At 41.1% G+C, this 25,809-nt stretch carries 20 protein-coding genes, 1 pseudogene, 1 riboswitch and 1 other annotated feature; all 21 genes and pseudogenes read left to right on the forward strand.

Translation table 11 applies throughout. The annotated features are described in order from the left end of the window. Positions 1-60 precede the first annotated feature (60 nt). Complete coding sequence (locus LRA01S_RS03420) at positions 61-2,409, forward strand: KxYKxGKxW signal peptide domain-containing protein (RefSeq protein WP_061774240.1); 2,349 nt, start codon at positions 61-63, stop codon at positions 2,407-2,409. Further along, on the forward strand, positions 2,328-9,905 hold the full coding sequence (locus LRA01S_RS03425) for a beta strand repeat-containing protein (RefSeq protein WP_144259878.1): 7,578 nt from the start codon (positions 2,328-2,330) through the stop codon (positions 9,903-9,905). The genes LRA01S_RS03420 and LRA01S_RS03425 overlap by 82 nt, the downstream gene beginning before the upstream one ends. Positions 9,906-10,105: 200 nt before the next feature. Then, positions 10,106-11,452 (forward strand): methylenetetrahydrofolate--tRNA-(uracil(54)-C(5))-methyltransferase (FADH(2)-oxidizing) TrmFO, encoded by a 1,347-nt coding sequence (gene trmFO, locus LRA01S_RS03430; protein ID WP_061774242.1) that lies wholly within the window; start codon positions 10,106-10,108, stop codon positions 11,450-11,452. An 86-nt stretch (positions 11,453-11,538) separates the two neighbouring features. Continuing rightward, positions 11,539-12,789, forward strand: a complete 1,251-nt coding sequence (locus tag LRA01S_RS03435) for a diaminopimelate decarboxylase (protein ID WP_061774243.1) — start codon at positions 11,539-11,541, stop codon at positions 12,787-12,789. Between the two features lie 64 nt (positions 12,790-12,853). Continuing rightward, positions 12,854-13,090, forward strand: a complete 237-nt coding sequence (locus LRA01S_RS03440; protein WP_003140136.1) for a YneF family protein — start codon at positions 12,854-12,856, stop codon at positions 13,088-13,090. A gap of 165 nt (positions 13,091-13,255) precedes the next feature. Next, positions 13,256-14,050: a glutamate racemase gene (gene racE / locus LRA01S_RS03445; protein ID WP_061774244.1), complete on the forward strand. Its 795-nt coding sequence runs from the start codon at positions 13,256-13,258 to the stop codon at positions 14,048-14,050. Positions 14,051-14,295: 245 nt separating this feature from the next. Then, a pseudogene (locus tag LRA01S_RS10740) lies at positions 14,296-14,973 on the forward strand (nucleoside-triphosphate diphosphatase); the annotation flags it as partial. A gap of 7 nt (positions 14,974-14,980) precedes the next feature. Then, complete coding sequence (locus LRA01S_RS03455) at positions 14,981-15,499, forward strand: metallophosphoesterase (RefSeq protein WP_061774245.1); 519 nt, start codon at positions 14,981-14,983, stop codon at positions 15,497-15,499. Beyond that, complete coding sequence (gene cbpB, locus LRA01S_RS03460; RefSeq protein ID WP_061774246.1) at positions 15,496-15,963, forward strand: cyclic-di-AMP-binding protein CbpB; 468 nt, start codon at positions 15,496-15,498, stop codon at positions 15,961-15,963. Before LRA01S_RS03455 ends, cbpB begins: the two co-directional genes overlap by 4 nt. Further along, positions 15,944-16,666, forward strand: coding sequence for a site-specific tyrosine recombinase XerD (gene xerD / locus LRA01S_RS03465; protein WP_061774247.1), 723 nt, complete (start codon positions 15,944-15,946; stop codon positions 16,664-16,666). The genes cbpB and xerD overlap by 20 nt, the downstream gene beginning before the upstream one ends. A 15-nt stretch (positions 16,667-16,681) precedes the next feature. Then, positions 16,682-17,422, forward strand: coding sequence for a segregation/condensation protein A (locus tag LRA01S_RS03470; RefSeq protein WP_061774248.1), 741 nt, complete (start codon positions 16,682-16,684; stop codon positions 17,420-17,422). After that, the gene (gene scpB / locus LRA01S_RS03475; RefSeq protein WP_061774249.1) at positions 17,423-17,995 is read left to right on the forward strand and encodes an SMC-Scp complex subunit ScpB; all 573 of its coding nucleotides are present in this window, start codon (positions 17,423-17,425) and stop codon (positions 17,993-17,995) included. It begins immediately after the preceding gene. Then, complete coding sequence (locus LRA01S_RS03480; protein ID WP_061774250.1) at positions 17,985-18,704, forward strand: pseudouridine synthase; 720 nt, start codon at positions 17,985-17,987, stop codon at positions 18,702-18,704. The genes scpB and LRA01S_RS03480 overlap by 11 nt, the downstream gene beginning before the upstream one ends. 171 nt (positions 18,705-18,875) lie before the next feature. Then, a riboswitch (FMN riboswitch) is annotated at positions 18,876-19,004 on the forward strand. A gap of 64 nt (positions 19,005-19,068) precedes the next feature. Next, positions 19,069-19,662, forward strand: a complete 594-nt coding sequence (locus LRA01S_RS03485) for an ECF transporter S component (RefSeq protein ID WP_061774251.1) — start codon at positions 19,069-19,071, stop codon at positions 19,660-19,662. 58 nt (positions 19,663-19,720) lie between these two features. Continuing rightward, positions 19,721-19,855 (forward strand) — a sequence feature (ribosomal protein L10 leader region). Positions 19,856-19,881: 26 nt separating this feature from the next. Next, positions 19,882-20,382 (forward strand): 50S ribosomal protein L10, encoded by a 501-nt coding sequence (gene rplJ / locus LRA01S_RS03490; RefSeq protein WP_061774252.1) that lies wholly within the window; start codon positions 19,882-19,884, stop codon positions 20,380-20,382. A gap of 115 nt (positions 20,383-20,497) precedes the next feature. After that, positions 20,498-20,863, forward strand: coding sequence for a 50S ribosomal protein L7/L12 (rplL, locus tag LRA01S_RS03495; RefSeq protein ID WP_061774253.1), 366 nt, complete (start codon positions 20,498-20,500; stop codon positions 20,861-20,863). A gap of 324 nt (positions 20,864-21,187) precedes the next feature. After that, positions 21,188-22,642 (forward strand): helix-turn-helix domain-containing protein, encoded by a 1,455-nt coding sequence (locus LRA01S_RS03500; protein WP_061774254.1) that lies wholly within the window; start codon positions 21,188-21,190, stop codon positions 22,640-22,642. Between the two features lie 403 nt (positions 22,643-23,045). Then, positions 23,046-23,333, forward strand: a complete 288-nt coding sequence (locus LRA01S_RS03505; protein ID WP_061774255.1) for a hypothetical protein — start codon at positions 23,046-23,048, stop codon at positions 23,331-23,333. A gap of 147 nt (positions 23,334-23,480) precedes the next feature. Then, positions 23,481-23,825 (forward strand): MazG nucleotide pyrophosphohydrolase domain-containing protein, encoded by a 345-nt coding sequence (locus LRA01S_RS03510; protein WP_061774256.1) that lies wholly within the window; start codon positions 23,481-23,483, stop codon positions 23,823-23,825. A gap of 118 nt (positions 23,826-23,943) precedes the next feature. Beyond that, positions 23,944-25,014, forward strand: coding sequence for a tyrosine recombinase XerS (gene xerS, locus LRA01S_RS03515; RefSeq protein WP_061774257.1), 1,071 nt, complete (start codon positions 23,944-23,946; stop codon positions 25,012-25,014). A 138-nt stretch (positions 25,015-25,152) separates the two neighbouring features. Then, entirely contained in the window at positions 25,153-25,794 is a 642-nt protein-coding gene (locus tag LRA01S_RS03520) for a VTT domain-containing protein (protein ID WP_082785373.1), read from the forward strand. Positions 25,795-25,809 lie beyond the last annotated feature (15 nt).

The following is a 25,809-nucleotide window of genomic DNA, read 5'->3' on the forward strand; positions in this document are numbered from 1 at the left end:
CGTATGACGATTAGGGATAATTTATAATTAATTAGATTTATGAGAATAGAGGGTATGAATATGAAGAGAGGAACTTTTAAATTAAATGAGGCCGACTGTAAAAAGCGTTTTGTGCTTCATAAAGTCAAAAAAAGATGGGTCGTGACTGGGATCATTTTTGCGACGCTTGCACCAGGTCTATCCTTTGCTGAAAGTAATGTGGCAGCTGATGACAGTATTGTTACGCCAACTTTTCCGACTTTATATGGCAAATCACTGACGTTACCTAAAACGTCTAAACAAGTAGCGGGTGTCGTGCCTTATGCGACAATCACATCGCCGAGAATTGATGAATTGACCGATACGGCACAATCAGGTGTAGGTGAAAGTCATGCGGCAACTTATGATAATAGTAATTATCAAAGTGCCTTTGTTGTTAGTGCAGCTGGGCAAAGTAATTTAGCTTATAATACGACGATTAACGGCACAGCCTATACGATTTTGACACCAACAAATTCAAGTACTACTGGGAAAACAGGTGCTCTGGCTTTTAATCAACAGATTGACATGACCAAGGATTGGACGTTGAATTTTAATTTTGATTTGACACGATTAAACTCTGCCGGTGGTGCTTATTTGGTTTATAATGTCGGTGATTTTATCGGTCTTGTGCTATCACCAACTGCACCCAATCAACTGGCAACAGCTGGGGGCAGTAATCAGTATGGTGGTGGCTTAGGGATTAATGGGTTGCCTAACTCATTGACATGGGGCATTGATTTTTATAATAACAGCAAAGGTCAAGACTCCAACTATGCGAGTTACACACCGGTAGGATTTGGCGACTCCTCAGTTGGGGTCAATCCTGTGGGTGGTCTACTTTCTGGTAGTAAAACAGGTAACCAAGTCATTGGCTGGCGAAACACTGGAGCTGATGGTCTTTTAGACAGTGCTAATGCGACCAGCGACCAACAACTTGGCACGACTGTTTTAAATGGGACAAATGCTGCCACTGGTAATTCCAGCTATCAGTGGAGTGGTTCAGGTGGCGGTCCCAATCTGACGGCACCAGTGACTGCTAGTTATGTCTATAATGGGGATAATTCTGGTACGATAACAATTCAAGTGACCACAAATTCAACTCAGACTTTTACACGGATTGTCGACCTGACGCATACTTCCATGTCTCTAGGCATTATGGCGGGTTATGATGGTGGTTATACCCAAATGGGCACGCATGTTACAAGTTTCACATTAGAACTCGGAACAGGGACAACAACGGTCAATTATCTTGACCAAAATAATCAACCTTTGCGAGCTGCGACGTCATTTATCGCCAACACAACGGATACGATCGGGATTACGGGTGGCTCGCCTAATGCGACAAGTGATACCTATGCTTTTACGGCGCCAAGTTTCCCGGGTTATTCCTTAGTGCCTAATGGGACAACAGATGTGACGGTGGGGTCTGATGAGATCGACGATAGTGGGACAACGGTGCCCGGTAATACCATGAACGTGCAATATCAAGGGGATTTTCAGTCAGCGCCCTTGACTGCTGTTTCTGATACGCCAAATGTGCCTGTGCCCATTACCCTGCCAAGTAGTGATGCGACCTATCATGGGGCGTCGAATGAGCCGATTGCGTTTACGTCGACTGATGCGAGTTTGGCGGTAGCGGGCTATACCTATACGGTTACTGGCCCAGATAATAAGCCTTATGCAACCTTAGCAGCTGCGGTTACGGCCAATCCTGATTTTGATGCGACATCAAATGGCTACAATGTGACAAGTGATACGACGCCGCAGCCTTTTGTGGTTCATTATACAGCGAATGCTGTGACGATTAATTATGGGACGGTAACGACAGCGGGCAATGTGGACACGTCGATGGCGAGCGCACTCAAATCTAGTGATAGTTTGACGCCAACGCAACCGACGATTGGTCAGACTTTGACGTCAAGACTGACAACGGCTGTCACGACAGCTCCTGATACGGAAACACCTCAACTACAAGCTAGTAAGGTCATCCCTGATGGTTATCATTTAACGGGTAATGTCTATTGGAGTAAAGACGGTGATGCGACGACGGCAGCAGTGCCGACAACTGCATTAACAGCTTCAGATGTAAACAGTAGCGATGATGCGACCTTGCTTTTTGAGATTGCCAAAGATTATCAAGAAGCAGATGTGACGATTACCTATGAAAACAATGCTCAGCCACCCACAAAACTGACACAAACAGGTTTGACGGCGATAGCTTTAGCTTTGACCTGCTGGGATTACCTGCGCAAGGTTATCACTTCATTAGTGGGCAAGCGCCAGACGGTCAGGCGCTGTCCTTACCTTTGGCGTCTATTTCAGGCAATTTTGATGACACCAATAACTTACAAACTCAAAGTGACGGTACCCCACAAAACTACACCTTGATGGTGACGGCAGATGTCCAGCAGTTAAACGTGAATTATATTTTCCCTGCCGGTCATAATCTCTCAAGTCAGCTAACCAGTACGGATAAAATGCGCCTTGGGACGACTGGGACGACGTTTAGTGATTTGACAGTGCCTGCGATTGATGGCTACACAGCCGTCATTACCTATCCAGATGGTTCGACACAAACGAGCAATACCATCACAGGTATCGTTGCGGATAACACCAGCAATGGTAGCAGTCAAATCGATAGTGTACCACAGACGGCAACGGTTAATTACGTTGCCGAAGACCAATCTATCACCGTCAACTACACCAATCCAAATGGTAGCACATCAAGTAGTCAGATTACGACCTCGTCAACAGGAGCACCTTATGTGACAGACGGCAGTTATGATGCGGTACCGATTACCCAGATTTCAGGCTATTCATCTTATGTCTCAATCAATGGCAGTACCCCGCAAGTCATGACGACGGTTCCAGCGGGCTCATTTGGGTCAACGCCGATTGTGATTACGGTGACCTACACCGGCTGGCAAGCACAGGTCAATTACTATTCACAACAAGTCGATAGTGATGACCAAGCGATTGGTGCCCTGACTGCTTTACCGGGCAGTTTTGCCAACCAAGTCAGTGGTTCAGGATTTGGCTTTGATGTTTTGTTTGGCACAACAAGTGAGGTGCAAACCAGCAATTTGCAAACGGTCAATGTGGTACCAGCAGGCTATCACGTCTCAAATTTTTATTGGAGTGATAAACCGGACGGCACAACACAAGATAAAACACCGCCTTACCATATCAACTGGACTTGGGATAATATGACCAATACAGCAAGCGGTCTCGTGCCCAATTACCAAGCCGCCATTGTCTACCAATATACCAAGGATGTCCAACAAGCTGACATCACAGTCACAGGTGCGCCAAGTCGTCAAGGTGTGACCAACGGTCAAAATACGCTGACGGATATGAACAACGCCCCCTATACAGGTGTGACGGGAGGCTCACAAGTTGTCAGCGTCCCTCAGATTAATGGGTATCTGGCAACTGTGACAGACGCTAAAGGCGATGTTGTCAGTCTGACCAACAGTCAATTTACCATCACCTACGATGCGACTAATAACGGGACAGCGACAACAGATAGCGCACCGCAGGATTATACCATTACCTATGCACCTAGAAGCGCCAATGTCTTGGTCAACTACACCTATGCGACGGGTACCAATACCAATGTCTCGTCTAGTTTATCAGTCGACACAGCCGCTTATACGGCGCCAATCCTACCGCCGAGTGTGACCATTAACACCCAAACGGACGGGACTTATGCCCTCTCTGTGCCAGCCGTTTCAGGCTACACTTGGACCATTACCGACAGTAATGGCAACCGCTACACCAGTAGCACCTTGCCGTCTAGCTTTACAAGTAATGGCACCAACATCACCTATACCGTAAGCTACGCCGCGAGCAACGCCACGCACGTCATTCATTATGACGAAGCGATCTATGATGACACAGGTAAGTACAGCTTCACGACCAATCCTGTCCCAGGTCTCCCTGCCCAAACCGTGACCGGTGCGATTGGTAGCATTCAAACCTTTGGTGTGACGACTAGCAATATCAACGTCCCAAGTGGTTGGAGCCTCGACCCAATGAACGCCGCGCTTTCTAGTCTGACAGGGGATAACGACCTCTTAAATGGTGGTGACACGGCGAAACGCTTGACCTTTGTGCCGGGGACAACGGATTATATCGTGTATTTGGCGCGTGATATTCAAAGTGTTCAGGTCAACTTCGTTCAAGATCCGAAAAGTACCCCAACCCTCTACCAAGATGGTCGAACATCTGAGACTTATAGTGTTTCAACAGATAATTTCGCACGACCTGGTTATGATTACACCATCACGGATCCGAGTGGTCAGGTGGTAACAAATATCGAGGGGACTTATGATAATACCAGCAACAAAAATGCAAGTAGCCCGATTTATAACACAGGAGATGGCGATACAGCACCGCAAATTTATACGGTAACCTACACGCCACAAACACAAGAGGCAATTCTCAAAACAGATAGTTCAGACCCTGCCAATGCGGGCGGTAAACTCTATCAAACGGCAAAAGGGCCAACGGCTAGCACGATTCAGTTTGACCAATCCGATACTGATTTGGTCAGATCTGGCTACAATTACAATGTGACCGTCAGCTATACCAACTCAAATGGTGCTAACGTTTCTGCAAGTTATCCGACATTGGCGCTAGCCCTAGCAGCCAACGCCACTTACAATAACAACACGGTGACCAGCAGTCAACCCGACACCAATCCGCAGGTCTTCACGGTCAGCTATACGCCAAGTAGTCAAACGGCGATTTTGCAGACAGATGCGACGGATCCAGCGGGGGCGCAAACAGTCGATACCAGAGATGGGATGACGGCTCAGGCGATTACTTTCCTCAAAACGGACAGTGATCTTGCGCGAGCGGGTTATAGCTATCAGGTCAAAGCACCTAATGGCACGAGCTACGCGACACTTACTGATGCCCTAGCTGCAGACGGTATCTACGATACCACGCCAAATGGCACCAGCACATCAGATAGTGAACCTCAGACTTATTTGGTCAGCTATACGGCTAACCCGCTGACGGTTCATATCAACTACGTCTATGGGGAACCTAAAAATGAAGCAGTGCCACCAAGTGACTTTGCCGACCCGCAAAATGTCCCAAGACAAGCGATTGGTGTGACGAATGGCACGGCTTATACAACAGATGTCAACACAACACCAAGCAGCACGCCAATCCCTGTCCCAACGATTTCGGGCTATACGCCAAACGTGACAACGGTCACGCCAAAATTCACGGTGGATAGTAATGGCAATCCAACTGAGCCGCTGATTACAGTGGCTTACAGCGCTAGTCCAGATTCTGCAACGATTACCTATGTTGATGAAGCTGGCAATTCCCTCACGCCTTATATCGGCACTAATCCAACCAGTCAGAATGGCTACACAGATGGCGTCATTATGACGACTGCCCCTAGTGTATCAGGCTATACGCTGAAAGGTTTCAAGTATAACGGAGGGAATCTGCAGACTAATCTGGCTGATTTAAATCAGGCGATTTATACGATTAATTCAGATCAGATTGAATTTGTTTATACACCAAATGAGCAAGTCGTGAACATTCACTATCTTTATAGTAGTGATGATAAGTCTCCGAAAGATGGGGAGGTACCATCAGAAGATTTTGGCACGCAAACCGTGACAAATTCGGTAACTGGTCCATCTAATACAACAGGGGCGTCAATCCTTGTGCCAACGATTCCGGGTTACACAGCAAGCGTTGATCAAGTAACACCTGATTTCGCCATCAAAGCAGATGGTAGTGAAAATGGTCAGCTAATCACACCAGATATCAATGTGGCTTACACGGCTAACAACCAAAATGCCACGATTGCCTATAAAATTGCCAGTATTGATGCTTCTGGTGAGGTGGATACAAGTAATCTAACAGATGCAAGTTCAAGCCAAATTAATGGGGCACCGACAACCGCAACAGGTGTGACAGACCAAGCCATTGGTGTGACACCGCCTGAGATTCCGAGTTATACCATTATTTCGCAAACATCAAATGGTAGTAAGGTGCCATCGATTAGCACAGCAACCTTTAGTGCAACAGGCAATCCGGATCAATTAGAAGTCGTTTATGCGCCAGATCCACAAGTCGTAACGGTGCATTATATCTTCCAGTTGCCAGATGCCTATAGTGGTACTTATGGCAGTACTGCGATTTCGTTCACTGATGACAATGACGAAGCAGTACCGGGATTGGATAAGGTGACAGTCCATGGTTACAGCAATGCGACGAGTCCAAATGTCACGACAGAAGCCCCTCTGCCAACATCAGTTGAGGCAGGCTGGCAAGTAAGTCCTGCGACACAAACGATTGATTGGGCACCCGGCACTGATGGTAGTCTGGCTAAAAAAGATTATTGGTACTATATCTCACCAGAAACCAGTCAAGTGACCATTCAGTATGCCGCGACGGATGGTTATGACTTAATGGGACTGATTCATGCCAATAATTTAAGCCCAATTCTATCAAGTCAGGGCGTAGCAGGTTCAACCTTTGCCAATAGTGGAGCGATTGCGATTCCGGGTTATACTTATGCCAACTATGTCTATAATAGTGCAACAACCAATGCGCCGATGCAACCCAATACGGCAATGCCTTATGTGGCAGGTGCCAATAATCTCACGATTAACTATACACCATCAGCGCAAACCGTTGCCATCAATTATGTCTACGATGCCAATGATGGCTCCCCTAAAGATGGGGCTGTCACAACTGCCAATACCACAGGCTGGGCGCCAACTGCGGCTCAACTTTCACAAACTAAGGTGTCAAATGCAGCAGGGGATTCCATTACAGTGCCTACAATCTCTGGCTATACGGCAAATGTCAGCACGGTCACGCCGAATTTTACCATTAATGCAGATGGTTCATTGGTAACACCGACCATCACAGTAACCTATACGGCAAATCAAAATAACATCGCGACCATGTCCTATGTGGATGCGGCTGGCAATGATATTTCGCAGTACGCCAGCACGCCTGTTGCTTTAAATGCGAGTGGCACGACGGATCAGCCGATTCCGACAAGCGGTGAAGTTGACATTCCGGGCTATACCTTTGATCATATCGAATATACAACAGCCGCTGGTGTGACTGACCCAAGTGCTAGTTTAGCAAATCTCACATTCAGTGGTGGTAGCACAACGCCTGATAAAGTCAAATTTGTTTATACAGCTAATGCGCAACAAGTCACTGTTCACTATTTAAACGCTGATGATCGGCTCGTGGATCGAACGGTGCCCGGTTTAACACCCGGTGTCATCACGCTAAATGGTGTCAGCAATCAAGCGGCAACAACGACAACGGCACCCAATGCACCAGTTGGCTATGCCTTGGTTGAAGCAGGTCTGACTAATACCAATACCCAGCCTGTCATGTGGACAACGGTTAACGGTAAACTGGTAACGCCAGATATTTATTTCTACTATCAAGCACAAACGACCCAAGCAACGATTAATTACACGACAACCGCAGGTGGCAGCGACCTCAATGGCAACGTCCCAACAGGGACAGTGACCAGCACCGTAAAAGGTCAAACCGATGCGACTATTCCAATAAGTGGTGCGGTATCAATTGCTGGCTATACCTTTGATAGCATGTGGGTTAATGGTGTTAAAACTGCTACAACAGATAAACCAGTCTTTACGCCAAATGCAACGGTCAGTGGTCAAACAACCATCGAATATCGCTACACGCCAGACACACAAAAAGCAGTCGTTAAATTTGTTGACGCCTCTGGTAATTCGATCGTGGATAGTAACGGTCAAGCAATTGCAGATGTGCCCCTGACAGGCACAACTGGTGGTGCGATTGATTATAGTGGTTTAACAGTTAAGTATTCTGGTTACACCCTGACAACAGATGGTCGGACAACAACACCAACTTTTGACAGCAACGACGCCATTGATCAAGTCGTCTATATGATATATGAGCCGCTTGCAGAAAAAGCGCAAATTGTCTACCAAGATAGCGGTGGCAATCCTTTGAAGCCATCGACTGATTTGACAGGTACGTCAAATGGTGTGATTGACTATGCGACCATTGACGCCAATATTCCAGGTTATACCTTGATTGATGATGCTAGAACGACAAATAAACGCTACGACACAGATCCAAACAAGGAACAGCAAATTGTCTTGAAATACCAAGCTAATCCGCAACAGGTCATCGTTGACTTCAAAATCAGCCGTGATGGCGGTAAAACTTGGACAAATCTAGTGAATCCAACAACGCTCTCAGGCGTATCGGATGCAACCATTGATTACTCAAAATTGCAAAAGGACTATCCAGGCTACAAGCTGATCGATGAGTCGCAACAAACGGCTACATCAAAATTTGATACAGCAGACGGTGTGAATCAGCACGTCAACCTGTATTATGCGCCACTCAAACAAGTCGCTGTACTTCAGACAGATGCGACTGATCCTGACGTAACGGGCGGCCAAGCCATAATGACAACCACTGATGGCTATTCCTTTGGCACTTTGAGCTTTGCAGAAAATAGTGAACAAATTCTAGTCAGAAAAGGCTTCACCTACAAGATTTATGGGCCGGATGGTGTCTGGTATGATACCTTAGCCAATGCGCTAGCAGCCAATGCCACATACGATGGTACACCGACAAATACATTTACCATAGATACAACGGTACCACCAATGCAAGCACTGAAAATGGGCAGTAAATCAGGCTTAATGAGAAGCATTGCGCCTACGAATCCAGGCATTGACCCTGAGAACCCAGGCTTAATCGCAGGAGATGATGTCCCACAAGTCTTTACTGCAAGCTATACTCCAATGCCAGAAAGCATGGTCGTCCAAACGATCAATTACCCTGCTGGCAATAAAGTCTATCCAACCGTAACTGGTTTGACAGGTCTAGATGATAATGGGAATTCGATATTAACTACGTCACCGCTTTATCAAGCGAGTATGCAGCTATCTCTGGTACCTAAAGTTCCAAACTTTTATAACGTCAATGTTGTTGATACCCAGTTGCAAACAACAGCGTCAGGATTGCCAAATCTATCTAGAAACGGCTACACCTATGTGGTTAAATCACCAAATGGTACAGAGTATCAAAGTTTACAGGCAGCAACAAATGACGTCCATGTATTTGATAATGATCCAAGTAGCAATCAAGTCTTTAATGTCATCTACACTGCACAACTCCAAACCGTCAATGTGATGAGTGACAGCAGTGACCCTAAAGGTGCTCAAATGATTGAAACCGCACATGGTCCAAGTAATTCGAATGTGTCACTTAATGCTAATGATTCAAATCTGAAACGTAGTGGTTACATCTATCAAGTTACTGGGCCGGATAGAAAAGTTTATGATAGTCTGGCTGATGCACTGAAAAATAATCCGACTTATGATGATAATGCCATTCCGACAGATACGGGTATCGATTCAATCCCGCAAAACTTTACCGTTACCTATAAACCAGTCAAACAAACGGCTAACTTAATCGTTGATGGGAAAACACTTGACACAGTAACAGGCGATAGTGATTCTAAATTGACGTTTAATAAAACCGATAATGATTTGTATAGATCAGGTTATACTTATAAGGTGACTGCATCAAATGGAGAAGTTTATCAGTCATTGGCTGAAGCGCTCAAAGCTGTTCCAACTTATGATCATAATGATTTGACCGATGGAACAGATGCGACGCCACAAAATTTCATTGTTGTTTATACGAAAAATAAAGACGATGAGGGTCCTTCAATACCACCTGCTCAAGGTCCTGAAGGGCACGAACTTGGAACTTTTGGTGAAAAAATCAACCAATATGGTCTTCTCGGCGCCATTCTCTTAATGATACCAATTTTGATTTTCTTAGGTTTTAAAAAAATGAACAAAAAAAGTTGATGAATAAACACATGAAGGACTCACATTAAACTTGTGAGTCTTTTTTGTATTAGCAACAAGAATTATCTTGACTCATGTTAGTCAAGATGAGTCAAAAAAAATTAACACTAATAGTGTGATGTAGTTTTGTAGTATTCCCTCAAAAATTTCACTGTAACATGATATAATGGATAGTAATCAACTAAAAAAGGAAATATAAGATGTCTAACCATATTAATGTTATCGGTGCTGGCCTTGCTGGATCAGAAGCAGCCTACCAAATTGCTAAACGTGGGATTCCCGTTAAACTCTATGAAATGCGCGGGGTAAAACCAACGCCACAACACAAAACAAGTAACTTTGCTGAGCTTGTGTGTTCAAACTCTTTACGTGGTGATTCAATCACCAACGCGGTCGGTCTATTGAAAGAAGAGATGCGTCAGCTTGATAGCCTGATCATCAGCTCAGCAGACGAAACGCGCGTGCCTGCTGGTGGCGCACTTGCAGTTGATCGCGAAGGTTTTGCTGAACTCGTGACATCAAAGGTGAGCAATCATCCCTTGATTGAGGTCATCAGAGCAGAGGTGACAGAAATCCCAGATGATGCAATTACAGTCATTGCCTCAGGCCCCTTGACATCTGACGATTTAGCGGCTAAAATCCATGCTTTAAATGATGGGGATGGTTTCTATTTCTATGATGCAGCAGCACCGATTGTCGATATCAGTAGCATTGACATGAGTAAAGTGTATCTGAAGTCACGCTATGACAAAGGTGAGGCCGCTTATCTTAATGCCCCAATGACTAAAGAAGAGTTTCAAGCCTTCCAAGAAGCGCTGGTCGATGCGGAAGTTGCTGAAATTAAGTCTTTTGAGAAAGAGAAATATTTCGAAGGCTGTATGCCGATTGAGGTTATGGCGGCGCGTGGCTTTAAGACTATGTTGTTTGGCCCGATGAAACCGGTTGGTCTTGAAAATCTGAATGAGACCTATACTGTGACCAAACGAGATGGGACAACTTATGAAACAAGTGTCCCTTACGCCGTAGTGCAACTTCGCCAAGATGATGCAGCAGCGAGTCTCTATAATATCGTTGGTTTCCAAACGCATCTGAAGTGGGGGGAACAAAAACGGATTTTCCGCATGATTCCAGGTCTTGAAAATGCTGAGTTTGTCAGATATGGCGTGATGCACCGTAACTCTTATATGGACTCGCCTAATCTTTTGACCCAAACTTTCCAGTCTAAAAAGAAAGATAATCTCTTCTTTGCAGGTCAAATGACAGGTGTCGAAGGCTATGTTGAGTCAGCGGCTTCAGGTTTGGTGGCAGGAATTAACGCCGCTAAATTGTTCAAAGATGCAGCGCCAGTTATTTTCCCTGAGACGACTGCTATTGGTGCCCTGCCCTACTATGTGACGCACGCTAATAGTAAAAATTTCCAACCCATGAATGTCAACTTTGGGATTATCAAGGAACTTGGCGGTGAACGGATTCGCGATAAGAAAGAACGCTATACTGCTATCGCTGAACGTGCCTTGGAAGACTTGTCGGATTACCTAAACGTCTAATTTTACATCATTATAATTATGTAAAACGGTTATTTAATGAAGACTAGCACCAGATATGAGTTAGAGAGAAGATAAGAGGAGCAACCATGAAAACACCCTTTGTTACATCGTCACAACTTGATCAAATTACTGCAACATACCCAACGCCTTTTCACTTATATGATGAAAAAAGCATTCGCGAAAAAGCGCGCGCTGTCAACCAAGCTTTCAGTTGGAATCCAGGATTTAAGGAATACTTCGCAGTCAAAGCAACACCAACACCAGCCATTCTAAAAATTCTCCAAGAAGAGAACTGTGGGGTTGACTGTTCCTCAGAAATTGAATTACTAATGTCTCACAAACTTGGGTTTGAAAAGCAAGACATCATGTTTTCATCTAATGATACACCTGCTCAAGAATTCCAGTATGCTAGAAAACTAGATGCCACAATCAATCTGGATGCCTATGAACATGTCGCTTTCCTGAAAAATGTCACGACCATACCTAAGATAATTTCTTGCCGATATAATCCTGGTGGTGTTTTTGCCTTAGGGACAGACATCATGGATAATCCTGAGGAATCAAAATTTGGCATGACTAAAGATCAGTTGATTCAAGCCTTTAAAGACTTGAAATCACTTGGCGTGAAAAAATTCGGGATACATTCTTTCTTAGCTTCTAATACGTTGACAAATGACTATTATCCAGTTTTGGCTAAAGAATTGTTTGAACTGGCAGTGGAAGTGGTCCAAGCGACGGATGTTGACCTTGATTTCATCAACTTATCTGGTGGTATTGGTGTTAACTACAAGCCTGATGAAGTTGAAAATGACATCGCTAAAATCGGTGACGGTGTGCGTCAAGCCTATGAAGCAGTGCTGACACCTAATGGTCTCGGTCAAGTCAAAATCTTCACGGAACTCGGGCGTTTTATGCTCGCCCCTCACGGCCACCTCATCACCAAGGTCATCCACAAAAAACAGACTTACCGTGATTACGTGGGTGTCGATGCCAGTGCTGTCAACCTTTTAAGACCGGCCATGTATGGCTCATACCATCATATCAGTATCGCAGGTAAGGAAACAGCGCCTCAAACGCACACGTATGATGTCGTTGGCTCACTCTGTGAAAATAACGATAAATTCGCCAAACAAAGACAGCTGCCTGAGGTCCATGTCGGTGACACACTGGTCATCCATGATACCGGCGCTCATGGCTTTTCGATGGGGTATCAGTATAACGCCAAACTCCGTTCCGCAGAGATTTTGCTGCAAGAAGATGGCACCACGCGCCAAATTCGGAGAGCGGAGACAGCAGAAGATTATTTTGCAACTTTATACGGTTTTGATTTTGATTGAAAATAGACAGTTTATGTAAAATCTGATATAATTAGACGAATAACAAAAAAGAAGAGAGATAAAAATGCCAATTTTACTTGCTATTTTATTAATGATCGTTACCGCTCTTGGCGGCTTTGCTTTAGGCTTGTTTTTAAGCCGTCGTCAAGTGAAACAAATGTTGATGGAAAACCCACCATTGAACGAAGATGCTGTTCGGACGATGATGAGCTCAATGGGTCGCAAACCAAGCGAAACACAAGTGCAACAAGTTTTGCGTCAAATTCGCGCAGCTGCAAAACAAGCTGACAAGAAAAAATAAGGTTTAAGGGGCTCTCTAAAAACTCATATTTTGGGTTTCATTGCAAGAGATAGACTAGTACGCTTTGTCGTTCTTGCATCTTTTCCTCAAAACTGAGCTATACTTTTTAGAGATTCCCGTAAAAGCTGAGATTTTCTCGGCTTTTGTTTTTGTGAGGTAAGTAGGATGGATAATCGCCCGATAGGTTTTTTAGACTCAGGTGTTGGCGGTCTGACAGTGGTCAAAGAGTTAATGCGCCAATTGCCCGATGAAGAAGTCATCTATATCGGAGATTCAAGACGTGCACCTTATGGTCCAAGACCAGCGGATCAAATTCGACAGTTTACCTGGGAATTGGTCAATTTTCTTTTATCAAAAGATGTCAAGATGATTGTTTTTGCTTGTAATACGGCAACTGCTGTAGCATGGGAAGAGGTCAAAAATAAGCTTGATATCCCTGTCTTAGGTGTTATTTTACCTGGGGCTAGCGCTGCGATTAAAGCAACGACAAGTGGCCGTATTGGCGTCATTGGTACAGCTATGACGGTCGCTTCCGATATTTATCGAAAAAAAGTGCAGCTCTTGTCGCCTAATCTGACGGTGACTTCCTTGGCATGTCCAAAATTCGTCCCGATTGTTGAGTCGAATGAAACGACATCGAGTGTTGCTAAGAAAATTGTCTATGAGACATTGAGACCGCTCGTCGGTCGAGTTGACACATTAATTTTGGGTTGTACACACTATCCTTTATTAAGGCCCATTATTCAAAATGTCATGGGCGATGGGGTGAAACTCATTGATAGTGGCGCTGAGTGTGTGCGAGATATCTCTGTTTTGCTTAATTATTTTGAGATTAATCGAGAACGCACAATGGTTACTAAATCCCATCACTTTTATACAACAGCAAGTAGTCAAGCTTTTGATGAAATTGCTGAAAATTGGCTGCAAATCCCTATTGAATCAAGGACTTTGAAATTATGAAAAAACTATATAAGCACACGACAAGAGATATTTTTGCCTTTGTATTAGAGGATCAAAGAGTACTGAAGATTGAAAATATTTTTGGTGAACCCATAGAAATTCCTTTGTACTCAGTGTTTTTCAAATATTTTCCTGCAGAACAAGGACTGAAAATTATCGCAGTAGATGAAGCACCTGCTGATGTCATGGATTTATTTTTCCAAGTTTTGCGAGATGTGACAGGTCAGGATTATCAATACAGTCTTGGGCAGGTGTTGACGGTTGAGTTGTCTGGGCAAACCCTACATTCAGAGACGGTAAGTCTTAAGTCTAAAGCGCAGAAAACGTTACTCATTGCTACGCGTAATGAAGGTAAAACACGTGAATTTAAAGCCATGTTTAGTCAACTGGGGTATGCGATTAAAAATCTCAATGATTTTCCTGAACTACCTGATGTCGCTGAAACTGGCATGACCTTTGAAGAAAATGCGAGACTGAAAGCTGAAACGATTTCTGAATTGACCGGTGAAATGGTTTTAGCTGATGATAGCGGCTTAATGGTTGATGTTTTAGGTGGCCTGCCAGGTGTTTGGTCTGCCAGATTTGCTGGAGATCATGCGACAGATGCTGCTAATAATGCGAAACTTTTACATGAACTAGCAAGCACTGCCATCTCACCTGAGAAACGAAAAGCTAAATTCCATACGACCTTGGTCGTCGCAGCTCCTGAAAAAGACTCTTTAGTAGTTGAAGGCGAGTGGCCGGGCGCAATTGCGACAATTCCAAAAGGAGATGATGGATTCGGCTATGATCCTTTGTTTGTTGATGAAGAAACTGGCAGAACTGCCGCTCAGATGACGCTTGAACAAAAGAATCAAGTGTCTCATCGTGCTCGTGCCCTGAAAAATTTGTTGAAAAAATGGCCTGAATGGCTAAGACAATGAGGTTTTTATGATAATTGTTATGAGTGATTCCCATGGTGAATCCAAAATTGTTCAAGAAATAAAGACTAAGTATCAAGACAAAGCGAGTGCCATTATCCATTGTGGCGACTCGGAGTTGGATGCAACTGACAGTATTTGGGAAGGGATTACAGTTGTTAAAGGCAATTGTGATTTTGATGATGGTTTCCCCGACGTGACTGTTTTAAGTGCAGATCAGGTAGACATTTTCGTGACCCATGGTCATCTGTTTAGTGTTAACTTTGGATTGGCACGTTTGACAGCAGTAGCTCACGAAAATAAGTGTGAGATGGCTTTATTTGGTCATCTTCATACACCGATTGCTACTATTGAAGAAGGTATCTTGTGCTTAAATCCTGGTAGTGTTTCACAACCTCGTGGTCAATACAATATCAAAATGTATGCGATCATCGAGCCAACTCAAGAGAGTTACTGTATCAGTTATCTAGATATAAATCATCAGCCTATACCAACTCTACAATTTGAATTACCGAGGTCAAGCAAATGATTGACAAAAACATCGAATGTTTCTTTATGAAACAAAGTGATACCTTTTTAAAACCAGCAAGTGAAGTAGCCGTTTTATTGGATGAGCACAACATTTCTCATGCTAAAATTTTACTGAGCCAGTATAAGTATTCTAAAGTCCCTGTCATTAACGAGAATCGTGAATTTGTCGGTATCCTAGGATGGACGGATATTATCAACTTTGAAATGCAACATGACTTTTTCTATGAAAAATCAGACAGAACCCCCATATCAGAAATTGTCAATCGAGAAATTGCTACGGTTCAAAAAGATTACGAGCTAGAAGATATCCTACATCTGTTAGTTGGAGAACCCTTTTTACCTGTTTTGAAAGGTACTGAGTTCTACGGCATTATCCCACGACAAGAAATTCTAAAAGCAGTTAATGCATTTGCCCATACTTTTACAAAGGATTACGAGATTATTGAACGAACAAACGATTAAAGCCTTTATCGATAGTCGACAAAAGGCATCTGAGAATACAAAACTCGCTTATTTTTATGATTTACGTGCTTTTGTGACCTTTTTAGCTGGCAAGGATTTAACCCAAACTCAGTTAAATCTTTATCAGCTTGAATTGCAGGCACTTGCGACATCTTCTCAGCATCGAAAAATCACCAATATCAATACTTTTTTGAAATATCTGTATCAAAATGGTAAGTTGCCTCGCTTTTATGAGCTATACCTTGTGCCTTATCAACATCAAGATGAGCAGAATGCTGACCAGAAACGCCCGCAGTTGTTGGATGTCAGTCAATACTATCAACAAGTTCAGAAGCCTGGTGATTTAATTGCTTTATTGATTTTAGAGTTTGGCTTGAAGCCGTCAGAAATACAAAGCTTAAAATGGTCAGAGTTTAATTGGGATTTTAAAATTTTAACCGTAGCTACTGGTGGGCTCAAGCGTATTTTGCCTATTCGAGATAAATTTGCTAGATTGGTACGGCCGATAAAAAATGCGGACGAATTGTTTTCGAAATCCCGACAGTTTCTCCATTATGAGCTTAAAAAGACAAGCTCCTTGACATCCGCTCAACTTCGAGAGCAATATATTCTACAACGCGTGGCAGAAAGGGTCTCTATCTATGATTTAGCCAAGAATCTAGGATTGAAATCCATTCATTCTCTTGATAAATACTATAGATAAGAGGATTTACATAAAATGAATTATGTAAAAGAAGAAATTAATATCAAAATCCATGATTTTGAAGGACCTTTAGATTTATTATTACACCTGGTCAATCAATACAAGGTCGATATTTATGAAGTCCCTTTAGTTGAAGTCATTACACAATATCTGGCTTATCTGGATGTCATGAAAGAAAAGGCGCTTGATCTAGCTTCAGAATATCTCGTCATTGCTAGCCAATTGGTCTTGATTAAGTCACGTCGGCTTTTGCCAACTGTTTCTGAAGCCTTCGAAGAAGAAACAATTGACTTAGAACAAGAAATTTTAGCACAAATTGATGAATATCGAAAATACAAGGCCCTGAGCCTAGCTCTAGCTGATAAACATTTTGATCGTGGTCATTTTTATTCTAAAGGCAAGACTGAAATTTCAGCAGAAGAAGTTGCTTTAGCTCAAGATAAAAATGTACTAGACTTATATTTTGCCTTTTCTGCTGTGATCCAACGTAAACAAGCTGAGTTTCGAGATCATCATCATACGATCAATTCAGATGAATTTTCAGTTGAAGATAAAATAAAAGATATTCTAACCCTATTTCAGCATGAAAAGTCTGTTAGCTTCACTCGATTTTTCGAGCCATCTCATTCTTTAGATGAAGTGGTGACAGTCTTCCTAGCTATGTTAGAATTAATCAAGAATCATGCGCTTAATTTTCAACAGGATGAAACATTTGGCGACATTATCCTAACCAAAACAGAAAGTGAGGTCCTCTAATTGAATAAAACTGCGGAACTTGAAGCCTTGCTTTTTGTGACTGGTGAAGAGGGGTTAAGCCTAAGAGACTTATCCAGTCTCTTAAATATCACACCAAGTGCCATCACACAACAAATCGAGAAACTATCTCAGAAATATCAGTCAGATTCTGAATCTGCTCTGACAATTATCGAAACGGCTGGTAAATTTCGTTTGGCAACAAAAGTTGAACTTAATGAATTACTTCAACATTACGCCAAAACACCTATGAATCAATCGCTTTCCAAAGCAGCCCTAGAGGTGTTGGCAATTATTGCCTATAAACAACCACTGACGCGTATAGAAGTTGATGCTATTCGAGGTGTTAATTCGTCAGGGACGATGGCAACACTTCAAGCTTTTGATTTGATTGAAGTGATTGGTAAAAAAGAAGTCATCGGCAACCCCAATCTTTATGCAACAACTAACCATTTCTTGGATTATATCGGTATCAATACCCTAGAAGAATTGCCCGAAATAAACGAAGAATCACTAATGAATATTGATGATGTCGATATTTTCAATGAAAAGGAAATCACTACAAATGAGAATTAATAAATATTTGGCACATGCAGGTGTGGCCAGTCGTCGTAAAGCGGAAGAATTAATTAAGGCAGGTGATGTCACAGTCAATGGAGATGTGATGACGGACCTAGCCTATCAAGTTAAGTCTGGCGATACAGTCGAAGTAAAACAAACGCAAATCTATAAAGAAGAACCTGTCTACTATGTGTTGAATAAACCACGTGGTGTGATTTCATCTGTTTCTGATGAAAAAGATCGCAAGACGGTGATGGACTTTTTCCGTCACATTCCAGAGCGGATTTATCCTGTTGGTCGTCTTGACTGGGATACAAGTGGCTTGATTTTAATGACCAATGATGGTGAATTTGCTAATTTGATGACACACCCCCGTCATGAAATTGAAAAAGTCTACATTGCAAAAGTAGAAGGGCAAGCCAATAAAGAAAATCTGCGACCATTGACCCAAGGTGTTAAAATTGATGGCCGTAAAACAAAACCTGCCATTTATCAGATTATCAAACAAGATATTTCAACTAAAAAATCTGTTGTGCAGTTGACGATCCATGAAGGACGTAATCATCAAGTTAAAAAGATGTTTGAAGCTGTTGGTTTACCTGTTCAAAAATTATCACGTGTCCAATATGGGACACTTGACTTGACTGGCTTACAACCGGGGGAATTCCGTCGATTGTCTAAGAAAGAAGTCAGCCAATTGGTTAACGCTGCTAAAGGTATTTGACATAAAAATAATTATGTCAATAAAACGCAGTTGTCATGAACACATTTTAATTAATCAAGATGGTGGAGGTCATCTTTTTTGTTATTATTGAAATATTCAATGTTAAGAACAGATCAAAAAAGAGTTTAGGAATTTATAACTTGCATTTTAGAATTTTTTTTGATATAGTTAAGGAGTCTTCAGGGCGGGGATCGTTTCCCCACTGGTGGTAAAGTCCATGAAGCTTGAGTATAGAACTCGAGCCCGAATCGGTGAAATTCCGATACCAACTGTTAAAGTCAGGATAAAGAGGAGACAAGAAAAAATACCATAGTTACCTATGGCTTTTTCAAGTCTTCTAAATAAAATTTAGGAGGTGCCCCAAATGACAAACACAACTCGTACTCGCAAACTGGTATTGATTGCCATGCTTGCCGCTATTTCATTCATTTTGATGATTTTCCCGCAATTCCTGCTAATTCCGGCTGCGGACTTTCTCAAAGTTGAATTCTCAATTATTCCGATCTTAGTAGGTCTCTATCTTTTTGATTTGCCTGCTGCCTTTTTGATTTTAGTTTTACGCTCTGTGCTCAAATTATTGTTGAATAATGAAGGTGTTAGTACTTGGATTGGTTTGCCACTTAATATTGTGGCAGTTGGATCGTTTCTTTTGATTTTTGCCATCTTCTTTAAGAAAGATAGCGGAACAAGAGCATATGTCATGGGGAGTATTTTAGCGACACTTGTGATGACTGCAGCAATGGTAGTAGCTAACTTTGTTTATGCTATTCCTTTGTATGCGAAGTTTGCACATTTTGATATCAATCAAATCTTTGGTGCAAGTAAGTACTTGTTGGCTATGGTTGTGCCTTTTAACTTGTTAGAAGGTGCCATCTTCGCAGTCAGTTTTGCGATTATCTTCGTTGCCATCAAATCTATTTTAGAAAATATGTCTAAAAAAACAAAAGTCAGTCACTAAATTAAAAAAATTAAATAAACTACTTGTCAAAGTAAAAAAACTCTGCTATAATAAAATAGTTGTGAAAACAACATGACCGAAGACAGTTGGTGACATTCGTCGTAAATCCAACCGAGGACATTTATTTATTAGTTAATAATGAATTTTTGTACTCTCTATGTCTATGGTTGACGTGGAGTTTTTTTACGTCATCAAATAATAGAGGAGGAAAAACAAACAATGAGTGAAGCTACAATCGCTAAAAAAGCTGAGTTAGTTGACGTTGTTGCCCAAAAATTTGCCGATGCATCTGGTATCGTCGTTGCAGATTCTCGTGGACTTACAGTTGGACAAGATACTGAATTGCGTAAACAATTACGTGAAGCAGGTGTGGAGTTCAAAGTCATCAAAAACTCAATCTTGCGTCGTGCTGCTGAAAAAGCTGGCTATGCTGACCTTACGGATCAATTCGTAGGACCATCTGCTATCGCCTTTTCAAACGAAGACGCAATTGCTCCAGCGAAAATCTTATCTGATTTCGCTAAAACAGCTGACGCACTCGAAGTTAAGGCTGGAGTTATCGAAGGCAAAGTTTCTTCAAAAGAAGAAATTGCTGCTATCGCATCACTTCCAAACCGCGAAGGATTGCTTTCTATGCTCCTTTCAGTACTTCAAGCACCAGTTCGCAATGTCGCATACGCTGTCAAAGCTGTTGCAGACAAAGCAGAAGAAGCAGCATAATTTTTCAAAGTGCTTCATTGAAGCCTTTAAAAAAATTGATACTTGCTACTTAAATGCGCGCAAGTCGCATCTTAACCTTGCATATTAAATAAAAAATTCTAAGGAGATTCCAACAATGGCATTGAACATTGAAAACATCGTTGCTGAACTTGAAACAGCAACTATTCTTGAACTTTCTGAGCTTGTAAAAGCAATCGAAGAAAAATTTGACGTATCTGCAGCAGCTCCAGTAGCTATAGCAGGTCCTGGTGCAGCTGCAGCAGAAGAAAAAACTGAATTTGACGTTGAGTTGACTTCAGCTGGCGACAAAAAAGTTGCTACAATCAAAGCAGTTCGCGAAGCTACTGGTCTTGGACTTAAAGAAGCTAAAGATCTTGTTGACAGCGCTCCAGTTGTTATCAAAGAAGGTCTTCCAAAAGCTGAAGCTGAAGCAATCGTTGAAGCTATCGGCGCTGCTGGCGGTTCTGCAGGTCTTAAATAATCTTTTGATTATAAAGATACTCTTCGGGGTATCTTTTTTTAGTTAATCAAGATTGAAAAGGTCATTTTTTCTTGAAATGGCCTTTTTGTATATAATTATTTTAATGTTATCTTATATTGACTAATAAAAAATACATTGCGTATAAAATATATGAATGTATCTGCTTTTTTCTTTAAATTATGAAACTAATTAATTTTTTTTTACGATTATATATCAATTGTTTTTCATAAATTAATTTGAAAAATGGCTTAAAGGTGGTATAATATTGCCTTGTGACAAGATATTAGACTGATAGTGTAGATTATCTTTTAAGGATGTGAAAAAATGGAACGTTTCATTTTAACTGAAAAAGAGCAACAAGTTTTTAAATTATGTAGTGCTTTATTGAACAAAGAACATGGAATTATGAATTTTGAAGAGATTGTCGACGATATAGGATTATCTAGAACGACGATCAATTATGCCATCTTAAAACTTAGGGATATTTTAAACCTTGTTGTTGGAGAAGAGGGATACTCACTCTATAAAACAACTGATAAAGTATATCTAGAGCTTAACCAGTCTATTTCTTTTCAAATCTTGAAAAATGCTTATATTGCGGATAGTTTTTTTCTTCATTTTTTTCAAGAAGTGTACCATGAACGATTTTCTAACTTGATGAAAGAAACTGAAGCAAAATTTATGAGTTATGAGACAGGTAAAAAAGAACTCGTCAAATGTCGAGAATATTTGCAACATTTTTCGCTTCAACTTTGTACTAAGAAGAAGGCATCAAAAATGATTTCCGGAGAAGAAAAGCAAATCAGATTTATGTTTTTTTGTATGGTTCTTTCTCAATTTCAGTGTAAATATATTGATTTCTTCGAAACTGAAAACTCACAACTGAACCTCTTTTTAGATAGTGTACTCGAAGAATTCCCCTATATTTTCCAATCCTCCAACTTAAAAATAAAAATTTTTTATCGCATTGTTTTAGATAGAATTAAAAAAGGGCATTTATTGCCTGATGACATCGTATTTCCAAACCATTTTGAATGTCCTGTTTTACCATTGACTGTATTTACACAAAAGGTAGAGCTGCTATTTTTAGACATTGACTTGACAGCACAACAAAAAAATAGAGAAATTGATTTTTTATATTTTTTATTCTGTACGCTAATCTATCAACCGGCCAATACCTTAGGCCCCACCAACTGCCAAACAAAGGAATGTCAACTATTTATTGATACAATTGAGAAGGTGGGTGGTATGACGCTTACCGCAATAGAGAAACGTTTTATTTGCTATGCGCATAAGCAATGTATTGTTTGGCATCAAATATTTCATGTATCGTTTTGTTTTCGTCATTTAATGACTGAGCAGGAACGATTTATCGAGAAAAAAAGTGAATATATATTTCTTTGGCACCGTATGGTTGATAGATTACAAGAGACGCCTGTTTATCGAGAATTATTCTTGCAACATCCTAATATGCCTTTCTTTTTACAGCGTATCCTCAATTCTGTATTTTTTTCAAGAGAGATTCCATGCAAAGTTTTTCTGTTGTGCTATTCTGCAATCACACAATCAATGGCTATGGAAAATCTAAAAAATAGACAATTAATGATCCAAATTGATTTCGTCAATACACTTAAAGAAGCTGATATTGTAATCAGCGAGTTAGAGTTACCCCATCGAGAAACCCCTCCAGCCTTTATCTGCTTTGTGAACTCACCGTTTGATTATCGAGACTGGATGAATATAGAGAATATGATTATCAAATGGCGTATTTCACGTTAAAAACAATCTCCAGCAGTCGAATGGCTTTAACATAAAAACGATAATTGACATAATACCCTGAACTAAATGGGTATTATTTTTGTTTAATTAACAAAAAATTTACCTTACTTAATAAATAAAATAGGATAGAATAAGAAATGTTGATGGCAAGCTTCTTGCTATTGACCTACTTCATGTTTGATTGAAACAAACAGATTACTTCCCCTCTATTTTGTTTTAAGAGAATATGACGTGATGACTAAGCGCCTTCGAAATTTTTTTGAAGGCTCTTACTGTACCACGTGCTTGACTTGCTCTAGAGCTAAGTTGCATGAGATCAAAAAATACGGAGAAACTTTAGATAGGCACTAAAAGTTATGCTCCCTATCCCTCTTAAAGGATTATTTTTGAAAGGAGGCGTATTGTGAAGAAGAAAGTTGGTCTTTTGTTTTTATCTCTGTTAGCTACTAATTTACTGAGTGTGCATGGACAGGCTGAGGAAACAGATGCTATCATGAATTTTTCGGAGAATCGTGACACTGCTGGCCCTGTAATGCCTAAAAATCCATCGTTACCCTTTACAGATGAAGGTTGGAGTGATCTAACATGGGATCCCGAGCATGTAACGCTAGATATACCACAAAATCAAGCAAAACTAGGGACATTTGAATCTGTCGTGACCTGGACTTTGGTTGATCAAGCCTTCAAGTGATTAATGCGATTAAGAACGTTCGTTTTTAAATGGACGTTTTCTTTATTTGATTATTAATAGATAAGTTTTAGCTTTATAATCGATAGATAATATGATAGACTGGTAGCAAATATTATGGTATCAATAAATAAAGGAAAATAGGAAAACATGATAGAATTAACCTTTAGGTCTTTACAAGATTATTTAGATGTAAAATACGAAGCAATATGTCAAAGAAAAAATATCAGTAGCCCGTCGACAAGTGATTTATTTATCAAATTAGTTGAAGAAATTGGCGAAGTTGCTGAAGTCTTAAGTCAATTAAAAGGTAATAAAGCCAACACAGATGATGCCTCATTAGAAAATGAATTAGCTGATGTGGTTCATTATGTTGTCGAGATCGCCAATGTCAATGGGATTGATTTAGGAAAAGCGATTATTGAAAAGGATAAACGGGCATCTGTGAAATACAATGAGTCTCCGAATTTGGCAGAATTTTTATCTAAAAAATAGAGAGTAGGATCTGGTTACAATTCGGACATCAAGGATGCCCTTGTAAATAACAATAGACATCTTTCCGAAAAACTGTAATTTTCTTGACAAATGTCGGTGTATCCCTTATACTAGTCTTATGAAACGAGAACGCCTAATTGAAAATATTGAGGACTTAAAAATTGTGATGCCAGACTTTGTATTGGAATACTACCGTTCTAAGTCCGCCGTCCCATACTCACTCAATACCTTGTATGAATATCTCAAAGAATATCAGCGATTTTTTAGCTGGCTCATGGATGCTGACATCTCAAATGCCTCGAAAATGGCTGATATTTCCTTAGAAACCTTGGAAAAATTAACCAAGCATGACCTTGAGAACTATATTTTATATCTGCGTGAGCGCCCTAAGCTGAATACCTATTCGACAACCTATGGTGTGTCCCAAACGACGATAAATCGGACACTTTCTGCCCTATCAAGCCTCTATAAGTACTTGACTGAGGAGGTTGAAGATGAAAATGGTGAGCCCTACTTCTATCGCAATGTCATGAAGAAAGTCGCAACTCAAAAGAAAAAAGAGACACTGGCTTCACGTGCTGAAAATATCAAAAATAAACTCTTTTTAGGGGATGAAACGCAAGGATTTTTAGACTTTATTGATACTGAGTATGAAATTAGTCTTTCAAATCGCGCCAAATCTTCATTTATCAAGAATAAAGAACGGGATTTAGCCATTATCGCGTTAATTCTAGCGTCAGGGATTCGCTTGTCTGAAACGGTGAATATTGATCTCAATGATTTAAACCTGAAAACCATGGTTGTTGAGGTGACACGAAAAGGTGGGAAACGTGATTCTGTCAATATCGCTGGTTTTGCGAAGCCTTATTTAACGGCATATTTGGACATTCGGGAGAAACGTTATCAGGCAGGTAAACGTGATGTGGCTTTATTTTTGACTTTATATAAAGAACAAGCTAATCGTATCGACAACTCCAGTGTTGAAAAAATGGTTGCCAAATACTCCAAAGTCTTCAAAGTCCGCGTGACGCCTCATAAACTTCGCCATACCTTGGCCACAAGATTGTATGCTGAGACCAACTCTCAGGTTCTGGTCAGCCATCAGCTCGGTCATGCTTCTACACAGGTGACTGACCTTTATACGCATATCGTCGATGAAGAACAAAAAGATGCTTTGGATAAGTTGTGAACTAGTGCGTTTCAAAGTTGCGAAATACTCAAAAAATGCTATAATTTAAGCTATCTGCTATAAATCTGCCGGCATCTACTCCTTCTATTATAAAGATGTGATGCCGGCACCAAATTTTTAATTGAAAATAGAAAGCGCATCATGCTCATTAACTTTATTTTACATATCGATCAACACATCTATACCATGGCACAATCTGTTGGTGCCTGGACTTACCTACTGCTCTTTCTCATCATTTTTATAGAGACTGCCGCTGTTATCATGCCTTTCTTGCCAGGTGATAGCTTGCTTTTTGCGGCTGGTGCTTTGGCTGCTAACCCAGATATGCACTTCAACGTCTGGATTTTCCTGGTCCTCTTCTTCTTCGCAGCCTTTTTAGGCGATATTTGTAACTTTTTCATCGGTCATACGGCAGGTTACAAGATGATTAATCACAAGTTTTTCAGTAAACTCATCAAGCCTCAGCATATTGAGGATGCAGAACTCTATTTCGAGAAAAATGGCTCGCTTGCCATCATTCTTGGTCGGTACATCCCGATTATTCGGACCTTTGTCCCATTTGTAGCAGGGATTAGTCAGTTCAAAGCCAGCGACTTCATTAAGCGTGCTTTCATCGCTGCTTTGTCTTGGTCACTCATTGCAACTGGCGCGGGCTACTTGTTTGGTAACATTCCTTTTGTCAAAACCCATTTTTCAGTGATCATTTTAGGCATCATCGTCGTGACCCTACTTCCAAGCTTTGTTGCTTTCATCAAATCAATGACACGTGCTAAAGCCTAAAAATAAGGCCAAATT

Source organism: Pseudolactococcus raffinolactis NBRC 100932, assembly GCF_001591765.1.
Classification (GTDB): domain Bacteria; phylum Bacillota; class Bacilli; order Lactobacillales; family Streptococcaceae; genus Pseudolactococcus; species Pseudolactococcus raffinolactis.